Raw genomic sequence first — 14,434 nt, forward strand, 5'->3', positions numbered from 1 at the left:
GGAGAGGAGAAGGAGAACCGAAAATTATTAGCTATTAACTCATAAATCCTGCATTAATTTCTGAATTTGTTCTGGAGTTAATTCTTGCACGTTACTCAAAACTATTGTTGCTCCAGCTTTCTTGAGTGATTCGGTATAAGCATCGCGTTTCTGTGCTGTTTCTTGTACGTGAGGGGGTAAGACTCCTACACCAATCCAAGTACGATTTGATTGATTATTTCGTGCTTTCTCTACGGTATACATATCTGCTACTGTATCCCCGACATAAATTACTGGTGGTAAATTATTAATATCAATGCCAAATTGAAGTAACTCAAGTGTAGAAAATAGTCCCGTGGGGTCTGGTTTACCTGGAGCATCTTCCATTGCAATTAATACGGGAGATTGTAAATTGAGACGTTGTTGCAAAACATAAGTCGCTGAAGCGCGAGTCGCACCGCTAAAAAATCCCCAGCGAATCCTAGCTTCAGTAAGTTGGTTTAAGTAGCTAGGCTGTAACAATAATGGTTCGTCGCAAATATACCCCGTCAAATTATCGGGGTTCGTACCCCGGTAACGGGATTGGAAAAAGGCAACAATCGAGTTGTAATCTAGATTTAGCTGTTGGCGGGATTGTGCTTTAGTTTCAAAATAGCGATAAATTAATTCTTGAGAACCTTCCCAGTCATTGTTCCACACACCTTCAGATTTGAGACGGTCAATATCATCTGCTGTAGGACGATATGCTTGTGCTGTAAAATGTTCGACAGTATCTGCTAGCGCTCGACGGTAGGAACCCGATACATCGCGGATTACACCATCTATATCAAACACAACAATAGCTGGAATTGAATTTTCTTGATTCACGGTTTTTCAGTTGACACTCAACAGTTAACAGTTAACAGTAATCAGTTACCAGTTACCAGTGTTCAGTTAGGAGTTAAGAATTTTTCTGCCCCCTCTCCCCTCTCTACCCCCTCTGCCCAATCTCCCCATTCAAATTGCTCAGATGGTAAGCTATTGAGTTAAAATAGGCGATTGCTGTTGTTATTAATGGAAGAGTGAAGTATATGGAAAATCAAAATCAAACTCAAGAGCTATTATCCAAGTTTATTTTGAAGATTTTATGGTTGGATGATAATGTAGCTCTAGCTGTCGATCAAATTGTAGGCAAAGGTTTTAGCCCGCTAACAAAGTACTTTTTCTGGCCCCGAACTGATGCATGGGAAGAGTTGAAAAATGAGTTGGAGTCGAAGCACTGGATTGGTGAAGTCGAACGAGTAGAGTTGCTTAATAAAGCGACTGAAGTTATTAATTATTGGCAAGAAGAAGGTAGAAGACGACCTATGTCAGAAGCTCAAGGGAAATTCCCTGAAGTCATCTTTACTGGTAGTAATTAAGACAGTATAGTGATTAGTTCCTGATGTTGGTTACTGTCTCAATTTTTGCTTTAAAACTCACTCTTTTATAATCAACTCTGTTGACAGGTTGCGCTAACTTGAAATCTAGAAACCCGGTTTTGACATAACCGGGTTTCTTTATGCTTTATATTCTTCCGCCGTTTGCTTTACTGCCATTAGAGACGAAAAATAAATATCACCAAGCCACAATTTTAAATTGTCCAATTAAATTTGCTCCCTTGTAAGAGAAAAATAATATTTTAAGTGTAGATACTGAAGCCGAAAGTATAATATGGTTGCAATATAGTTAACAGATACTAGATGAAAAGGTAATTGTAAGTTACTTGCTTCAAACCTTACTATCAAGCAGATATTTTTGAGCAAAACCTTAATGGTTTGTAACTCGCAAGTATGTAAAAACTTCATATAACAGTTTGAACATACAACTTTTTAGCACAAACAGGTCACTGGGGATAAGATAACCGTGATTCAGATTTTTGGAAACTTTCTGGAAACTTTATTCAATAAAGATAACTTAGAAAAAGCTCAAGTTTTTGGTGATTATGTAGAAAGACCACAGCAAGATGAACATTTGACTTTAGGCTTTTCTCCTTCTGCTATTCCAATTAAGAAGCGTTGGCGTAATAATGGTTTATCAGCCGATTATATTGCTAATTACTTAGCTACATTTTTTCCGATCCAAGCTTCGGAACCTGATGCTATGGATAAATTAGCGGAAATGAAAAGTGCAGTCAGCTATATTGCTAATGAACTGTTAGAAAATTCAATGAAATATGCTGACGCTACGGCACTATATCCGATAACATTACATACTCAAATAGAAAACAATAAAATTAGACTATTTGTGGATAATAGTATCCTTGCTTCACAAGCAGAAAATTTTCAGCTTTTTATTAAAGAATTACTAAATTCAGACCCAGATGAACTTTTTATTCGTAAATTAGAAGAAAATGCAGAAGATGAAAATACTTCTAGTTCTGGATTAGGTTTTTTGACAATGATTAATGATTATTCTGCCAAGCTTGGTTGGAAGTTTGATATTGTCCAAAAAGATTCTCCAGTTATGACTGTAACAACTATGGTTGAATTAGCTGTTTAAAATATCTTATCTACGCATAATTTGGATATAAGGAGTTTTATAAAAATGCAAGTTAAGGGTGAAAACTATAACGTTTGGTACGATAATAATAATGGTGCGGTTAATTTTGATGGCGCATTGAGACTGACTGGAATGCAGGACTACGCACCAATTTTAAAGTTATTAAATGAGATAGCTTCTACCGAACCACCGAGTATGGTTCTTAATTTACAGCGTTTAGAGTTTCTAAATAGCTCTGGAATTAGTATGTTATCTAAGTTTGTAATTGGTATGCGAAAGAAAAAGTCAGTGCAGATAAAAATTCTCGGCTCTAATAATATTGCTTGGCAAGGTAAGTCATTAAAAAATTTACAAAGATTAATGCCGGGATTGACTTTAGATTTACAGTAATTCTTTTTCAAAAAAAGTGGTATCTCCAGAAAACTTATCTACAGATGAGCTTTTATTAAAAATAAAAAGTCTCAAATACGAGTTAGAAGAAGTCAAGCAACAAAAAGCTGATTTAGAAATAATGATAGAGTCAATTGCAGAACATTCTAGCGAATTGAATAATCTATATTTTAAAAAGAATCAGGAATTATTGCTTTATATTGAGCAAGTTAAGCAATTAGTCGCAGTCACACAAAACAGATTAGATGGTGACTCATCTGATTCAGAAGTTTTGGAAAGGATAGCTGCCAGAAACGACGAGATTGGGGAAATAGCACAAGTATTTTTAATCATCGATAAACGCTTTACAGCTAGTTAGAAAAAAGTGATTTATCATATAGTAATTTTATGTTAACTATAAAAAAATGGAAATATCATCCGATTGCTATTATTTTTTATTAACGTAAAATTGCTACGATTAAAAACAAAATCTCATTTAATAGCAAGATATTTAAAAAATGAAAGACGCAAATAAAAAGAATTTTTTCCAAACTATATTTAGTGACAAAAAATATCGTCCGCTTCTGATTTCAGCCGGATTATTTTTGTGCTTTGACTTAGGGGTTTTGATTCCTAACTATGTTTTTTCAACATTGTTAAAAAAAGACGCAGTTAGTATTAATTTGGCAGGAAGGCAAAGAATGCTTTCCCAAAAAATGACAAAATCGCTATTGGAAGTCAAAAATCAACAGGAAGCTGGTTCTTCTTTTAAAGAATCTCGGGAAGAATTAAAGAAAGCTTATGAATTGTTTGATGATGCTCTAGACGGATTCGGACGAGGAAAAAGCGTTCAAGGTGCCGATGGCGAACCTGTATATTTGCCAGTAGTAGATACTGAGAAAAAAAGAGCAATTCTTGATCAAGCTTTAGCAATATGGACACCTTATAAAGAAAAGCTACAGCCGATTCTCAAAGCAGATGAATCAATTCAATTCAAAGATTTAGAAGCTGCTGTTGAATATGCCAGAGAAAATAACCTCAAGCTTTTGAGTCTGATGAATCAGCTAACTATCGAAAGTGAACAAGTTGCTCAAACAAAAACTGGGTATTTGCAGCTTATTCAGCTGATAGGAATGACTTTAGCTTTAGGAAACTTTTTTATCTTGCTATCCCGCAGCTTCAAGCGAATGCAAATAGCCGATCAAGAGATCGAAACAGCGAATGCACAAATTCTTCAACTTAACGAACGCTTGCAAGCCGATAATATTCGGTTGAAATCTGAATTAGATGCTACAAGGCGCTTGCAGCAAATGATTTTACCCAAATCTTCGGAGTTGGAGTCTGTTGAGGGATTAGATATCGCTGGATATATGGAACCTGCGGATGAAGTAGGCGGCGATTATTACGATGTTCTCAACCTTGATGGAAATGTCAAAATTGGTATTGGTGATGTAACCGGGCATGGTTTGGAAAGTGGAATGCTGATGTTGATGGTGCAAACTGCTGTCCGCACTCTCCAAGAAGTTGAGGAAACCAATCCGGTGAGGTTTATGGATATTTTAAACCGCACCATCTACAAAAATATTCAACGTATGGATTCCGGTAAGAATCTAACTTTGTCTCTTATTGACTACAGTGATGGGGAATTAAAATTAAGCGGACAGCACGAAGAGGTGATATTAGCACGTAGTAACGGCGAAGTTGAACTGCTCGATACTACTGATTTAGGTTTCCCTATTGGTTTAGATGATGAAATTGCTGATTTTGTTGACGAGCAGAAAATAAAATTAGATGTTGGTGATGTTGCCGTATTGTTTACCGACGGAATCACCGAAGCTGAAGATATTCATAAAAATCTCTACGGAATCGAAAAGCTTTGTGAAGTCATCAAGCAAAACCGACACTTGAGCGCTTCCGAAATTAAAGATGCTGTAATTGAAGATGTGCGATCGCATATTGGCTTACAACAAGTATTTGACGATATTACGCTGTTGGTATTGAAGCAGAAGGATACGGGTACTAGTTTAAATAGCTTGCAGTCTCAGAGTTTGGCAACGGTTGGTATTTAAAAAAAATCACCGAGGCGATAAAAATTTTGTTCGGATTTGTTGAAAAGATAATATCGGCAACAATTTATAAGAGAGGAAAATACAAAGGTGGTGCAAGTATTTGGTGACTTCGTTGAATCAACGCGAAAAAAAGAAAACTTAACTTTAGGATTTTCTCCATCTTCAGTACCGATTGAGGAACGTTGGCGTAATAACGGTTTATCAGCTGATTATATTGCTGAGTATTTAACAACTGTATTAAATAGTGATGATAATGAATCGGGCAATGAAAACTATTTAGCTGATATTAAAAGTTCGGCTAGCTATATTGCCAATGAGTTACTAGAAAACGGTATGAAATATTGCAATGAACAAACAAATCATCCCGTTACTTTTCATATTGAACTAGCTTCTAATGAAATCAGATTTTTTCTCGAAAACACCGTTATTCCTGCCAGCGCTGACAAGTTAAAAGAATTTATCGAAGAATTAAATAGTTCAGATCCAGATGAATTTTATATTCGTCAATTAGAAAAAACTGCGGAAGCTGATTTAGAAGATAATACTAGTTCGGGATTAGGTTTTTTAAGCATAATTAATGATTATTCCGCCAAATTAGGCTGGAAGTTCCAAACTTTGGAACAAAGTCCGTTATTAATGAGTGTAACTACTTTAGTGCGTCTGATGGTACAACAAACTGAACAAGCAAAACCAGAAACTATAGCTGATACTAATATTGAACCATTAGAAGTTAAGGGAGAAAATTTTCATATTGTTTACAACAATAATAGTAGAGTTGTTGATTTTTCTGGCAGAGTAAGGATGAGGGGATTACAAGAGTATAGTATTGTTTTTGATTTATTCGATAAGGTTATAGAAATCAATCAAGATGTAATCACCCTTGATTTACAAAATCTAGAACTGATTAATAGTTCTGGAATCGACATGCTGTCAAAATTTATTATTACTACGCGCAAGAAAAAGACAGTTCAAATCAATATTATCGGTTCTAGCTCTAGAAATTGGCAAACAAGATTATTAAAAAATTTCCAACGATTGATGCCGAAGTTGCAATATGAATTTAGATAAAATTGCTAATTGCTGAAACACTGCGTTGCGGAGGAACACGCACCGTTGTAGCAAGTGTTGAACCCGAAGGGTAATTGGGCATTAGGCATTGGGCATGGGGCACTCAAGAATTATAAATAATTTATTCTCCCCATTCTTTCCCTTCTCCCTCTCTCTTTTTCCTACTTTTGATAATATTAAAACTCCTCCTTGATATCTGCAAGGAGGAGTTTTTTTCATTGAATTGCCAGTAACCAGATATTTATGCCATACCGCCAGCAGCTTGAAAGCGAGCGCGGGCGCGTTTATAGGATTGAGTTGCTTGGATTTGACCTTGTCTGTCTCCTTGCGCTATCTGGTTTAAACGAGTTTGGGCTTCGTTAAAAGCAGTACGTGCTTCTTCAAGGTCAATTGAATTACCTTGCTCGGCAGCGTTGACTAAAATGGTAACTTCATCTTCTTCAACTTCGGCGAAGCCACCTGAAAGCGCGATCGCAACCCAATTTTGATTGTTATCTGCACGGACTCGCATTACACCTGTATCTAGGGCGCTCAACATTGGTGCGTGTCCGCTAAGAATACCAAGTTGCCCTGTAGTGCTTGGTAAAATGACTTCTTCAGCCTTTGAATCCCAGACTGTTTTATCTGGGGAGATTACACGAACGGTTAATGTCATAATTACTAGTTTTTAGTAGATGGTTGTTAGTTGTTAGTTGTTAGTTGATAGTTGATAGTTGTTAGTTGTTAGTTGCTGGTTGCGTAATTCCTAGATTCTTTCCACCAACCAAAGTACTATTAACTACTAACCGCTAACCACTAACCACTAACCACTAAGCCTTTACTTCGATTTCATTTTTTCTGCTTTTGCTTTGGCTTCATCGATGCTGCCAACCATATAGAAAGCTTGCTCTGGCAGTTCATCAAATTCACCAGAAAGAATCGCTTGGAAGCCTTTGATGGTATCTTCAAGCTTCACGTATTTACCAGGTGCGCCGGTGAATACTTCTGCAACGAAGAATGGTTGTGATAAGAAACGCTCTACTTTACGAGCGCGAGCTACTATGAGACGGTCATCTTCGGATAATTCATCCAAACCAAGAATGGCGATGATGTCTTGAAGTTCCTTATAACGTTGCAGTGTAGACTGAACCGAACGAGCTGTTTGGTAATGGTCTTCACCAACAATGTTGGGTTGCAACATGGTGGAAGTAGAACCTAATGGATCCACAGCAGGGTAAATACCTTTTGCTGCCAAACCACGAGACAGTACTGTGGTTCCATCCAAGTGAGCAAAGGTAGTTGCTGGTGCGGGGTCTGTTAAGTCATCCGCAGGTACGTATACTGCTTGAATAGAGGTAATAGAACCTTCGTTTGTGGAGGTGATTCGCTCTTGCAATGCTCCTACGTCAGTACCCAATGTAGGCTGATATCCCACAGCCGAAGGCATTCTTCCTAATAGTGCCGATACCTCGGAACCTGCTTGTACAAAGCGGAAGATGTTGTCAATAAATAGCAGTACGTCTTGTTTGTTAACATCGCGGAAATATTCTGCCATTGTCAAAGCTGATAAACCAACCCGCATTCTTGCACCGGGTGGTTCGTTCATTTGACCGTATACTAGAGCAATTTTTGAGTCATTCAAGTTATCGGGGTTGATAACTTTGGATTCAATCATTTCGTTGTAGAGGTCATTACCTTCGCGGGTACGTTCCCCTACTCCACCAAATACCGACACACCACCGTGTTGGGTTGCGATATTGTTGATTAACTCCATCATAATAACGGTTTTGCCCACTCCGGCACCGCCGAACAGACCGATTTTACCGCCACGTCTGTAAGGAGTTAACAAATCCACAACCTTGATTCCGGTTTCAAACACGGAAGGCTTGGTTTCTAAGTCGGTGAGTTTTGGAGCTTCACGGTGAATCGGAGATGTTTCATCGGTTCCAACGGGACCTTGATTGTCAACAGGTTCGCCGAGGACGTTGAAAATTCTACCTAAAGTCGCTTTTCCTACAGGTACGCTGATAGGAGCGCCAGTGTCGCTAGCTTCCATTCCTCTCACCAAGCCATCGGTGGAAGTCATGGAAACAGCCCGCACCTGGTTGTCGCCCAGCAGCTGCTGTACTTCGCAAGTAACGGACATTTCTTGTCCTGCTTCGTTGGTGCCTTTAACGATTAAAGCGTTGTAGATTGCGGGCATTTTTCCGTTAGGAAATTTTACGTCTACAACCGGACCAATAATTTGAGTAATGTAACCAGTGTTTGTTTTTTCTGCGGTGGAAACCATGCTGAGCCTAAATTACGAAGCTATATTTTCACTATTAGAGTCGTAGAGACTTTAAAATTAAGCGATGTCATCTTCAAGATTAGCACCGAACGACACGATTTTTGGGCTTAATTTGACCAACAATCGGAACTGAAACGAGAGAATATGGTGCCAGAATGGCAAGAAGGGGAATGAGGAGGCATTCTAAAACTGGCATAGTCGCGAATGGAAGGTTTATAGGAATACGGTGTAACAATAACTAAAAATTTACAGCTTAATTTTTGCTTATTTTAAATTCCCAGTTGTTTACTGCTAACTACCACCGTTCGCTTTATGATTTAGAAGATAGGAGCATCCCAATTTTTGCCTTAGCATTTTATCTGAGGCTTGGTAACGGGTAATGGTTATAGAGTAAGTAATGAATTAGACTTGGTCTTTTTGAAAAAAGTCAACCATACAAAAAAATACAATCAAATTAAGAATAAATGTAATGGAGTTATTGCAGACATATTCTTTTCTAATTTACTTATTTTCGGCGTTGCTGATTAAAAGTATGATTTGCCCCCCAAACCCCAATTCTGGGGAAGAAAATCATTTATTTAATCTCTTTTTTGGCGTTGCTGATTACAAGTATGATTTTGCCCCCCAACCCCCAACTCTGGGGGAGAAAGATAATTTAAAGTCCCCCAATTTTGGGTGATTTAGGGGGCTTTACTAAAACCAGAAACATAAATTCATACTTCAATTCAGCAACGCCTATTTTTTTATGCAGGTCAAGCAATTATTCTATTAGGACTTAAAGGTAAGGCAATTCTGTCATTACTTCGCTAACGTTTCGGTCGTAATGACATTTTCTACTTGCGTAAGTCCTTTATATATAGATATAAAATTATAAAAAGAAAATAGCCCCCTTTGCTATATCTCAAAGAGAGCGTATGCTGTGCCATTTCACTACTTATTTAAATCACGTTCTAGAGATAAGATTCCGCAAAATTGCAGCGCTCATTTTTTTTTACTCAAAGATTATTTTTGGTGTCTGGGCTAACTTTTCTTTTAGCTAATTAGCAGGTTTTATTACAATCGAATATAGAAGTTTTTAGTTGAATATAATACACCCTTCTCCTTAACCAGGAGAGAGGAAGGGGAGCCACTGCGTTGGGCGGGTTCCCAAGGCAGCCCTGTGCGGAGGTTCCCTCCGTTGAGGGGACTGCCGCCGACTTGTAGCAAGTGGCGTGGTGAGGTTTCTCAAACTGTATTGCACCCAAATTAAACGCGCTATATCCAACAGCGGCATCGACTTAAGTTTGATGAGTAATCTTACATATATACAAAAATATGTTGACTGATATTCTGCTGAAAAAGCCTATTTATTGACAAAAATTAAGAGAATATGAAATTAATGAGAAAATTCTCATCAAACTTTCATAGATAATTCATCAGCAAGAATAAAAATTTACCCATAAAGACAAAAATAATTATCTATTTTATTCGCCGAAAATTATAAGATATTTCATAAAAAACTTCTTGATTTATTGATGTTTGAATACAAGAAGTTAAGTCCCAAAGCTATAGGAAAATGAGGGGTAAGATTTATGAAGATAATGGTATATTCTCACGATGCATTTGGGTTGGGTAATATTAGAAGAATGCTAGCAATTTGCGAACATTTACTTACAGAAATTCCCCAACTATCAATTTTGCTTTTGTCTGGTTCTCCAATGCTGCAAGGATTTCGTTTGCCCAGAGGTTTGGATTATATTAAGCTACCTTGTTTAAATCGAGGCAATACCGGTGAATTCGCAGTTAAATATCTGGGAATAGATATAGATAAAACTTTAAAGATGCGGTCTGAACTTATTCTATCAGCAGCAGTTAATTTCCAACCAGATTTATTTTTAGTCGATAAAAAGCCATTAGGTATTGAAAACGAACTAACCACAGCGGTTAATTACATACATCAAAATTTACCAGAAACTAAACTAGTTTTACTGCTGAGAGAAATTTTAAATTCACCAGAAAAAACTATTCCTGAATGGCAGAAAAGCAGATATACCGAAGTGATAGATAAATTTTATCAGCTTCTATTAATAGTTGGTTCGCAACAAGTTTTTGACTTTTGTAAGGAATATAAATTACCACATAGCGTTACTGATAAAACACACTTTTGTGGTTATATAGGTCGTCCTCAAGACTGTAAAATAAATCAAAATATTCGAGAAGAATTACAGTTAGAGCCTTTAGACAAATTAGTAGTTGTGACTCCCGGCGGTGGAGAAGATGGTTATGAATTAATTAATACATATCTTCAAGGACAAGAACTATTAAAAAATAGCCAATACCGCATCAAAAGTTTAGTTTTTTGTGGCCCAGAAATGCCTCAAAAACAGAAGCAAGAACTTTGTGCAATGGCAGTAAAATATCCTAACGTTGAAATGAGAGAATTTACTAATGATTTGATGAGTTATTTATCAATTGCCAATGCTGTAGTATCCATGGGAGGTTACAACACAGTTTGTGAAATTATGAGTGCAGCTAAGCCTGCAATTATTGTGCCTAGAATTCAACCTTCACAAGAGCAATTAATACGCTCGCAGAGAATGCATGATTTAGGTTTATTAAGAAGCATACATCCCCAAGAAAATACACCTCAAGCTTTGATGACACAGTTGTTTCAGATATTAGAAAATCCGCAAGTTCCAAAAAATATTGACTTAGAAGGTTTACCTAGAATTACTCACCATATCAGAAATTTGTTAGCCGATAAAATGACCCCAACACAGGCAGAATTTGTTTATCCTCAGTCCAATCCATCTCAAGAATTATTAGTTAGCTGAACAATAATAATTTTGTAGCGATAATTATTATATATTTCATATCCTGATGTTCCAAAAAAGTTCCAAAATATCACTATTAAAAGCTAAGGCTGTCACCGAGCTTTACTAACGCAGCATGACGGGCACTCTAGAATAAATGCCATGTCAATCTGAAAAAGAAACAAGGTATATAGGTAAAATATGGCTTGCCAAGATTCTAAAAAAACTAAACCTAAAACAACACAGAATATCAAAGCTGCTTTACCTGGAATCAATCAGATTTTACGGCGATTTTCTCCTCAAATTCAGAAGCAACGAAGTTTGCTAATTATCTCTTTTTTGGGACTGATGGCTGAAATTGGTTTACATTTATTAGAACCTTGGCCTTTAAAATTAATTTTTGATTATATTCTGGTTGAAGATTTTAAAACCAAAATTTCGCAACTACCTTTGCTCTCAGAATTTACTCCCGTTACTTTGGTAACTATTTTCTGCTTAAGTTTAATCGCAATTGTTGGTTTACGAGCTTGTGCTGCTTACTTGGGCGTATACTACATGGCTCTTGCTGCTAGTAATGTTTTAACTGAAGTTCGCACCGAGCTTTACAGCCATATCCAAAGACTTTCACTTTCTTTTCACTATAAGGCTAAAACCGGTGACTTAATCGCTCGGGTAACTTCCGATATCGATAAAATCCGAGAAGTTACTGTCATGGCGTTATTACCTTTGATTGCCAACTCTCTGACAATCCTTGGCATGATTTTTGTCATGTTTTGGCTGCATTGGGAATTAGCCACAATTGCCCTTGCTTTATTCCCCCTGTTTATATTTTCTACTTACCGTCTTACCAAAAGTATTCGAGGGGTAGTCAAATCCCAACGCAAACGAGAAGGAACCATTGCTGCTGCTGCTGCGGAATCTTTGGGTGCAATCAAAGTTGTGCAGGCGCTTTCTCTACAAGATATGTTGGAAGCATCTTTTGCCAACGAAAACCGTCAAAGTTTACAGGCTAGCGTCAAAGTAAAAAAGCTCTCGGCTGGTTTAGAAAGAATAGTCGAACTTTTAATCGGATTAGCTACCGCTTTAGTGCTGTGGCGGGGAGTACATTTAGTTTTAGGAAATCATATCACTCCCGGAGATTTATTAATATTCGTCAACTATTTCCGCATCGCATTTAAACCAATGCGAGTTTTGGCAAAATATGTGGGACAAATTAGTAAAGCCACTGCTTCGGGGGAACGTATATTAGATATTTTGGATACTGTTCCAGATATTAGCGATCGCCGTTTTGCATTTGACGCACCACCCATAAAAGGCTGTATCGAATTCGACAATGTGAGTTTTGGCTACGATTTGGAAAAGACTATTCTGAAAAATATCAGTTTCAAGGTCGCATCAGGACAACAAGTAGCTTTGGTAGGTTCTTCTGGTGGGGGAAAGTCAACTTTAACAAGTTTATTGCTACGTCTTTACGACCCTATATCTGGGGGAATATTCGTAGATTGTCACGACTTAAGAGAATATAAATTACAATCTTATCGCCGCCAAATTAGCGTAGTTTTGCAAGATAGCATTTTATTTGCCGCAAGTATTAGAGACAATATTGCTTACGGTAATCTAGCCGCTACTAATAAACAGATTGAACGAGCAGCACGTTTAGCAAATGCCCATGACTTTATCATGGATTTACCCCAAGGTTACGATACCATCGTAGGAGAAAGAGGTTCTACGCTTTCGGGTGGGCAAAGACAAAGGATTTCCATTGCTCGGGCAGCAGTACGTAATGCACCTATAGTAATTTTAGATGAGCCAACTACTGGTTTAGACCAGCAAAGCGAGTATTTAGTTAATCAAGCTTTGAATAGGTTAACTAGAGGCAAAACAACTTTTACGGTTTCTCACAATCTCAAAGCTATTCAAAATGCAGATTTAATTCTCTACATGGAAAACGGACAAATTCTAGAAAAGGGAACCCATGAAGAGTTAATGCTCAAAAAAGGAAGGTATTCTCAAATGTATATATTGCAGGCATCTTTGGGGAAAGAAAACAAATTTTTGGGGTTAGGGGTTAGGAGTTAGGAGTTAGGAGCTATAAGCTCATAATTTTTTCGGACATATTCAACTAACTATTAACTCGCAATAAATAAAACATTAAAAATATTCAAAGCTAATGATGAATCAAGAATTTGACCAAACTCGTGTAATACTTGTACGTCACGGACAAAGCACTTATAACGAACAAAAACGCTATCAAGGCTGTTGCGATGAGTCTCTACTGACACAGAAAGGCAAACAGCAAGCATTTCAAACGGGAATAGCATTAAGCAAAATTAAATTTGATGCGATATATACTAGTCCGTTAAAGCGAACTCGACAAACTGCTTGGGAAATATTCAAGGTAAATAATTTTAGTGAAAACTTAAATTCAAAACTGAGCATAAACTCAAATCTTAAAGAAGTTTATTTACCTGGCTGGCAAGGTTTGCAGTATAAATATGTTCGTGAAGAATTTGCCGAAGAATATCGAATATGGGAAGAACAACCCCACGAATTTACGACTGAAAATACTGAATCGAACGGACATACTTTAATAAAAACGAGAACAAAGCCTGTTTTACAACTTTATAAAAAAGCAGAAGAATTTTGGCAGGAAATACTACCGCTTCATCGAGGTAAAACAATTTTGGTTGTTAGTCATGGTGGGACTATCCGCGCCTTGATAGGCACTGCAACGGGAATTCATCCTCAAAAGTATCACAGCATTCAACAATCTAATAGCGGTATTAACATTCTAAATTTTGGAAATTCTCTGCCTGGACAGTTTGTTAAAATCGAAGCTATTAACCAAACACAGCATCTAGGTGAGGTATTACCCAAGTTGAAAAATGGTAAATACGGATTGAGGTTACTACTATTACCTGTATTTGGTAAACCTGTTAAAGGTAATTTTGAAAAAATATCTCGATTTCTTAGAAGCACAGAATTAGATTTTTGTATTAGCAACAATAACCTAGATGCTCAGTTAATTTCAGAATCAATTATCGAAAAACAGCCAAGCCCTCCGGTAAATTTACAAGTATCGCAAGATAATTTTCTTGATATTTGGCATCAAACAATATCTAAACGTTCGCAGAATCACCATTCCCTTAATACTGGTTTAGTAGTAGCAGATAAAAATACAATTTCTAGTACCTTGGCTCAAGTTATAGGGGTAAAATCGCCAGAATGCCTGCAGTTAAATCAAGGAGAAATCAGTATTCTGTTTTATCCAATATCGCAAAATAAACCAGTGTTACAAGCGATGAATATTACGGGTATTTCTTAGGGAATGCTCGAACTTGAACAGTCAAGAAGCATACTCAGAACCT

Annotated in this window: 12 protein-coding genes; 9 read left to right on the forward strand and 3 right to left on the reverse strand. The window is 37.1% G+C overall.

Going from position 1 to position 14,434, the window contains the following annotated elements; translation table 11 throughout:
* Window positions 1-39: 39 nt before the first annotated feature.
* Window positions 40-846 carry a TIGR01548 family HAD-type hydrolase gene (locus RIV7116_RS11880; protein WP_015118540.1) on the reverse strand — a complete coding sequence of 269 codons (807 nt, stop codon included), beginning with the start codon at window positions 844-846 and terminating at the stop codon, window positions 40-42.
* Window positions 847-1,049: 203 nt separating this feature from the next.
* Between RIV7116_RS11880 and RIV7116_RS11885 the strand changes: the two genes are divergently transcribed.
* The 6 genes from RIV7116_RS11885 (at window position 1,050) to RIV7116_RS36425 (ending at window position 6,005) form a co-directional block, all read left to right on the forward strand.
* Window positions 1,050-1,379, forward strand: coding sequence for a 30S ribosomal protein PSRP-3 (locus tag RIV7116_RS11885; RefSeq protein WP_015118541.1), 330 nt, complete (start codon window positions 1,050-1,052; stop codon window positions 1,377-1,379).
* Window positions 1,380-1,863: 484 nt separating this feature from the next.
* The gene (locus RIV7116_RS11890) at window positions 1,864-2,499 is read left to right on the forward strand and encodes a hypothetical protein (protein ID WP_015118542.1); all 636 of its coding nucleotides are present in this window, start codon (window positions 1,864-1,866) and stop codon (window positions 2,497-2,499) included.
* Between the two features lie 45 nt (window positions 2,500-2,544).
* Window positions 2,545-2,889, forward strand: a complete 345-nt coding sequence (locus RIV7116_RS11895) for a hypothetical protein (protein ID WP_015118543.1) — start codon at window positions 2,545-2,547, stop codon at window positions 2,887-2,889.
* A gap of 16 nt (window positions 2,890-2,905) precedes the next feature.
* On the forward strand, window positions 2,906-3,247 hold the full coding sequence (locus RIV7116_RS11900) for a hypothetical protein (protein WP_015118544.1): 342 nt from the start codon (window positions 2,906-2,908) through the stop codon (window positions 3,245-3,247).
* Window positions 3,248-3,386: 139 nt separating this feature from the next.
* A complete protein-coding gene (locus RIV7116_RS11905) occupies window positions 3,387-4,937 on the forward strand; it encodes a PP2C family protein-serine/threonine phosphatase (RefSeq protein ID WP_015118545.1) in 1,551 nt (516 codons plus the stop codon).
* Window positions 4,938-5,024: 87 nt separating this feature from the next.
* A complete protein-coding gene (locus RIV7116_RS36425) occupies window positions 5,025-6,005 on the forward strand; it encodes a DUF6272 family protein (RefSeq protein ID WP_015118546.1) in 981 nt (326 codons plus the stop codon).
* A gap of 241 nt (window positions 6,006-6,246) precedes the next feature.
* On the opposite strand, the gene atpC is transcribed toward RIV7116_RS36425, so the two are convergent.
* Together atpC and atpD are read right to left on the reverse strand one after the other, a co-directional pair.
* Entirely contained in the window at window positions 6,247-6,660 is a 414-nt protein-coding gene (gene atpC / locus RIV7116_RS11915; RefSeq protein ID WP_015118547.1) for an ATP synthase F1 subunit epsilon, read from the reverse strand.
* Window positions 6,661-6,822: 162 nt separating this feature from the next.
* Window positions 6,823-8,274 carry a F0F1 ATP synthase subunit beta gene (gene atpD / locus RIV7116_RS11920; protein WP_015118548.1) on the reverse strand — a complete coding sequence of 484 codons (1,452 nt, stop codon included), beginning with the start codon at window positions 8,272-8,274 and terminating at the stop codon, window positions 6,823-6,825.
* A gap of 1,571 nt (window positions 8,275-9,845) precedes the next feature.
* Here atpD and RIV7116_RS11930 point away from each other — a divergent pair.
* The 3 genes from RIV7116_RS11930 (at window position 9,846) to RIV7116_RS11940 (ending at window position 14,391) form a co-directional block, all read left to right on the forward strand.
* Window positions 9,846-11,087: a glycosyltransferase family protein gene (locus RIV7116_RS11930; protein ID WP_015118550.1), complete on the forward strand. Its 1,242-nt coding sequence runs from the start codon at window positions 9,846-9,848 to the stop codon at window positions 11,085-11,087.
* A gap of 180 nt (window positions 11,088-11,267) precedes the next feature.
* Window positions 11,268-13,145, forward strand: coding sequence for an ABC transporter ATP-binding protein (locus tag RIV7116_RS11935; RefSeq protein ID WP_015118551.1), 1,878 nt, complete (start codon window positions 11,268-11,270; stop codon window positions 13,143-13,145).
* Window positions 13,146-13,236: 91 nt separating this feature from the next.
* Complete coding sequence (locus tag RIV7116_RS11940; protein WP_015118552.1) at window positions 13,237-14,391, forward strand: histidine phosphatase family protein; 1,155 nt, start codon at window positions 13,237-13,239, stop codon at window positions 14,389-14,391.
* Window positions 14,392-14,434 lie beyond the last annotated feature (43 nt).

Origin of the sequence: Rivularia sp. PCC 7116, assembly GCF_000316665.1 — a bacterium.
Lineage (GTDB): Bacteria > Cyanobacteriota > Cyanobacteriia > Cyanobacteriales > Nostocaceae > Rivularia.

Coding starts and splice junctions, on each gene's coding strand:
- RIV7116_RS11885 (WP_015118541.1), top strand. CDS start 1,050: ATGGAAAATCAAAATCAAACTCAAGAGCTATTATCCAAGTTTATTTTG.
- RIV7116_RS11895 (WP_015118543.1), top strand. CDS start 2,545: ATGCAAGTTAAGGGTGAAAACTATAACGTTTGGTACGATAATAATAAT.
- RIV7116_RS11905 (WP_015118545.1), top strand. CDS start 3,387: ATGAAAGACGCAAATAAAAAGAATTTTTTCCAAACTATATTTAGTGAC.
- atpC (WP_015118547.1), bottom strand. CDS start 6,660: ATGACATTAACCGTTCGTGTAATCTCCCCAGATAAAACAGTCTGGGAT.
- atpD (WP_015118548.1), bottom strand. CDS start 8,274: ATGGTTTCCACCGCAGAAAAAACAAACACTGGTTACATTACTCAAATT.
- RIV7116_RS11930 (WP_015118550.1), top strand. CDS start 9,846: ATGAAGATAATGGTATATTCTCACGATGCATTTGGGTTGGGTAATATT.
- RIV7116_RS11935 (WP_015118551.1), top strand. CDS start 11,268: ATGGCTTGCCAAGATTCTAAAAAAACTAAACCTAAAACAACACAGAAT.
- RIV7116_RS11940 (WP_015118552.1), top strand. CDS start 13,237: ATGATGAATCAAGAATTTGACCAAACTCGTGTAATACTTGTACGTCAC.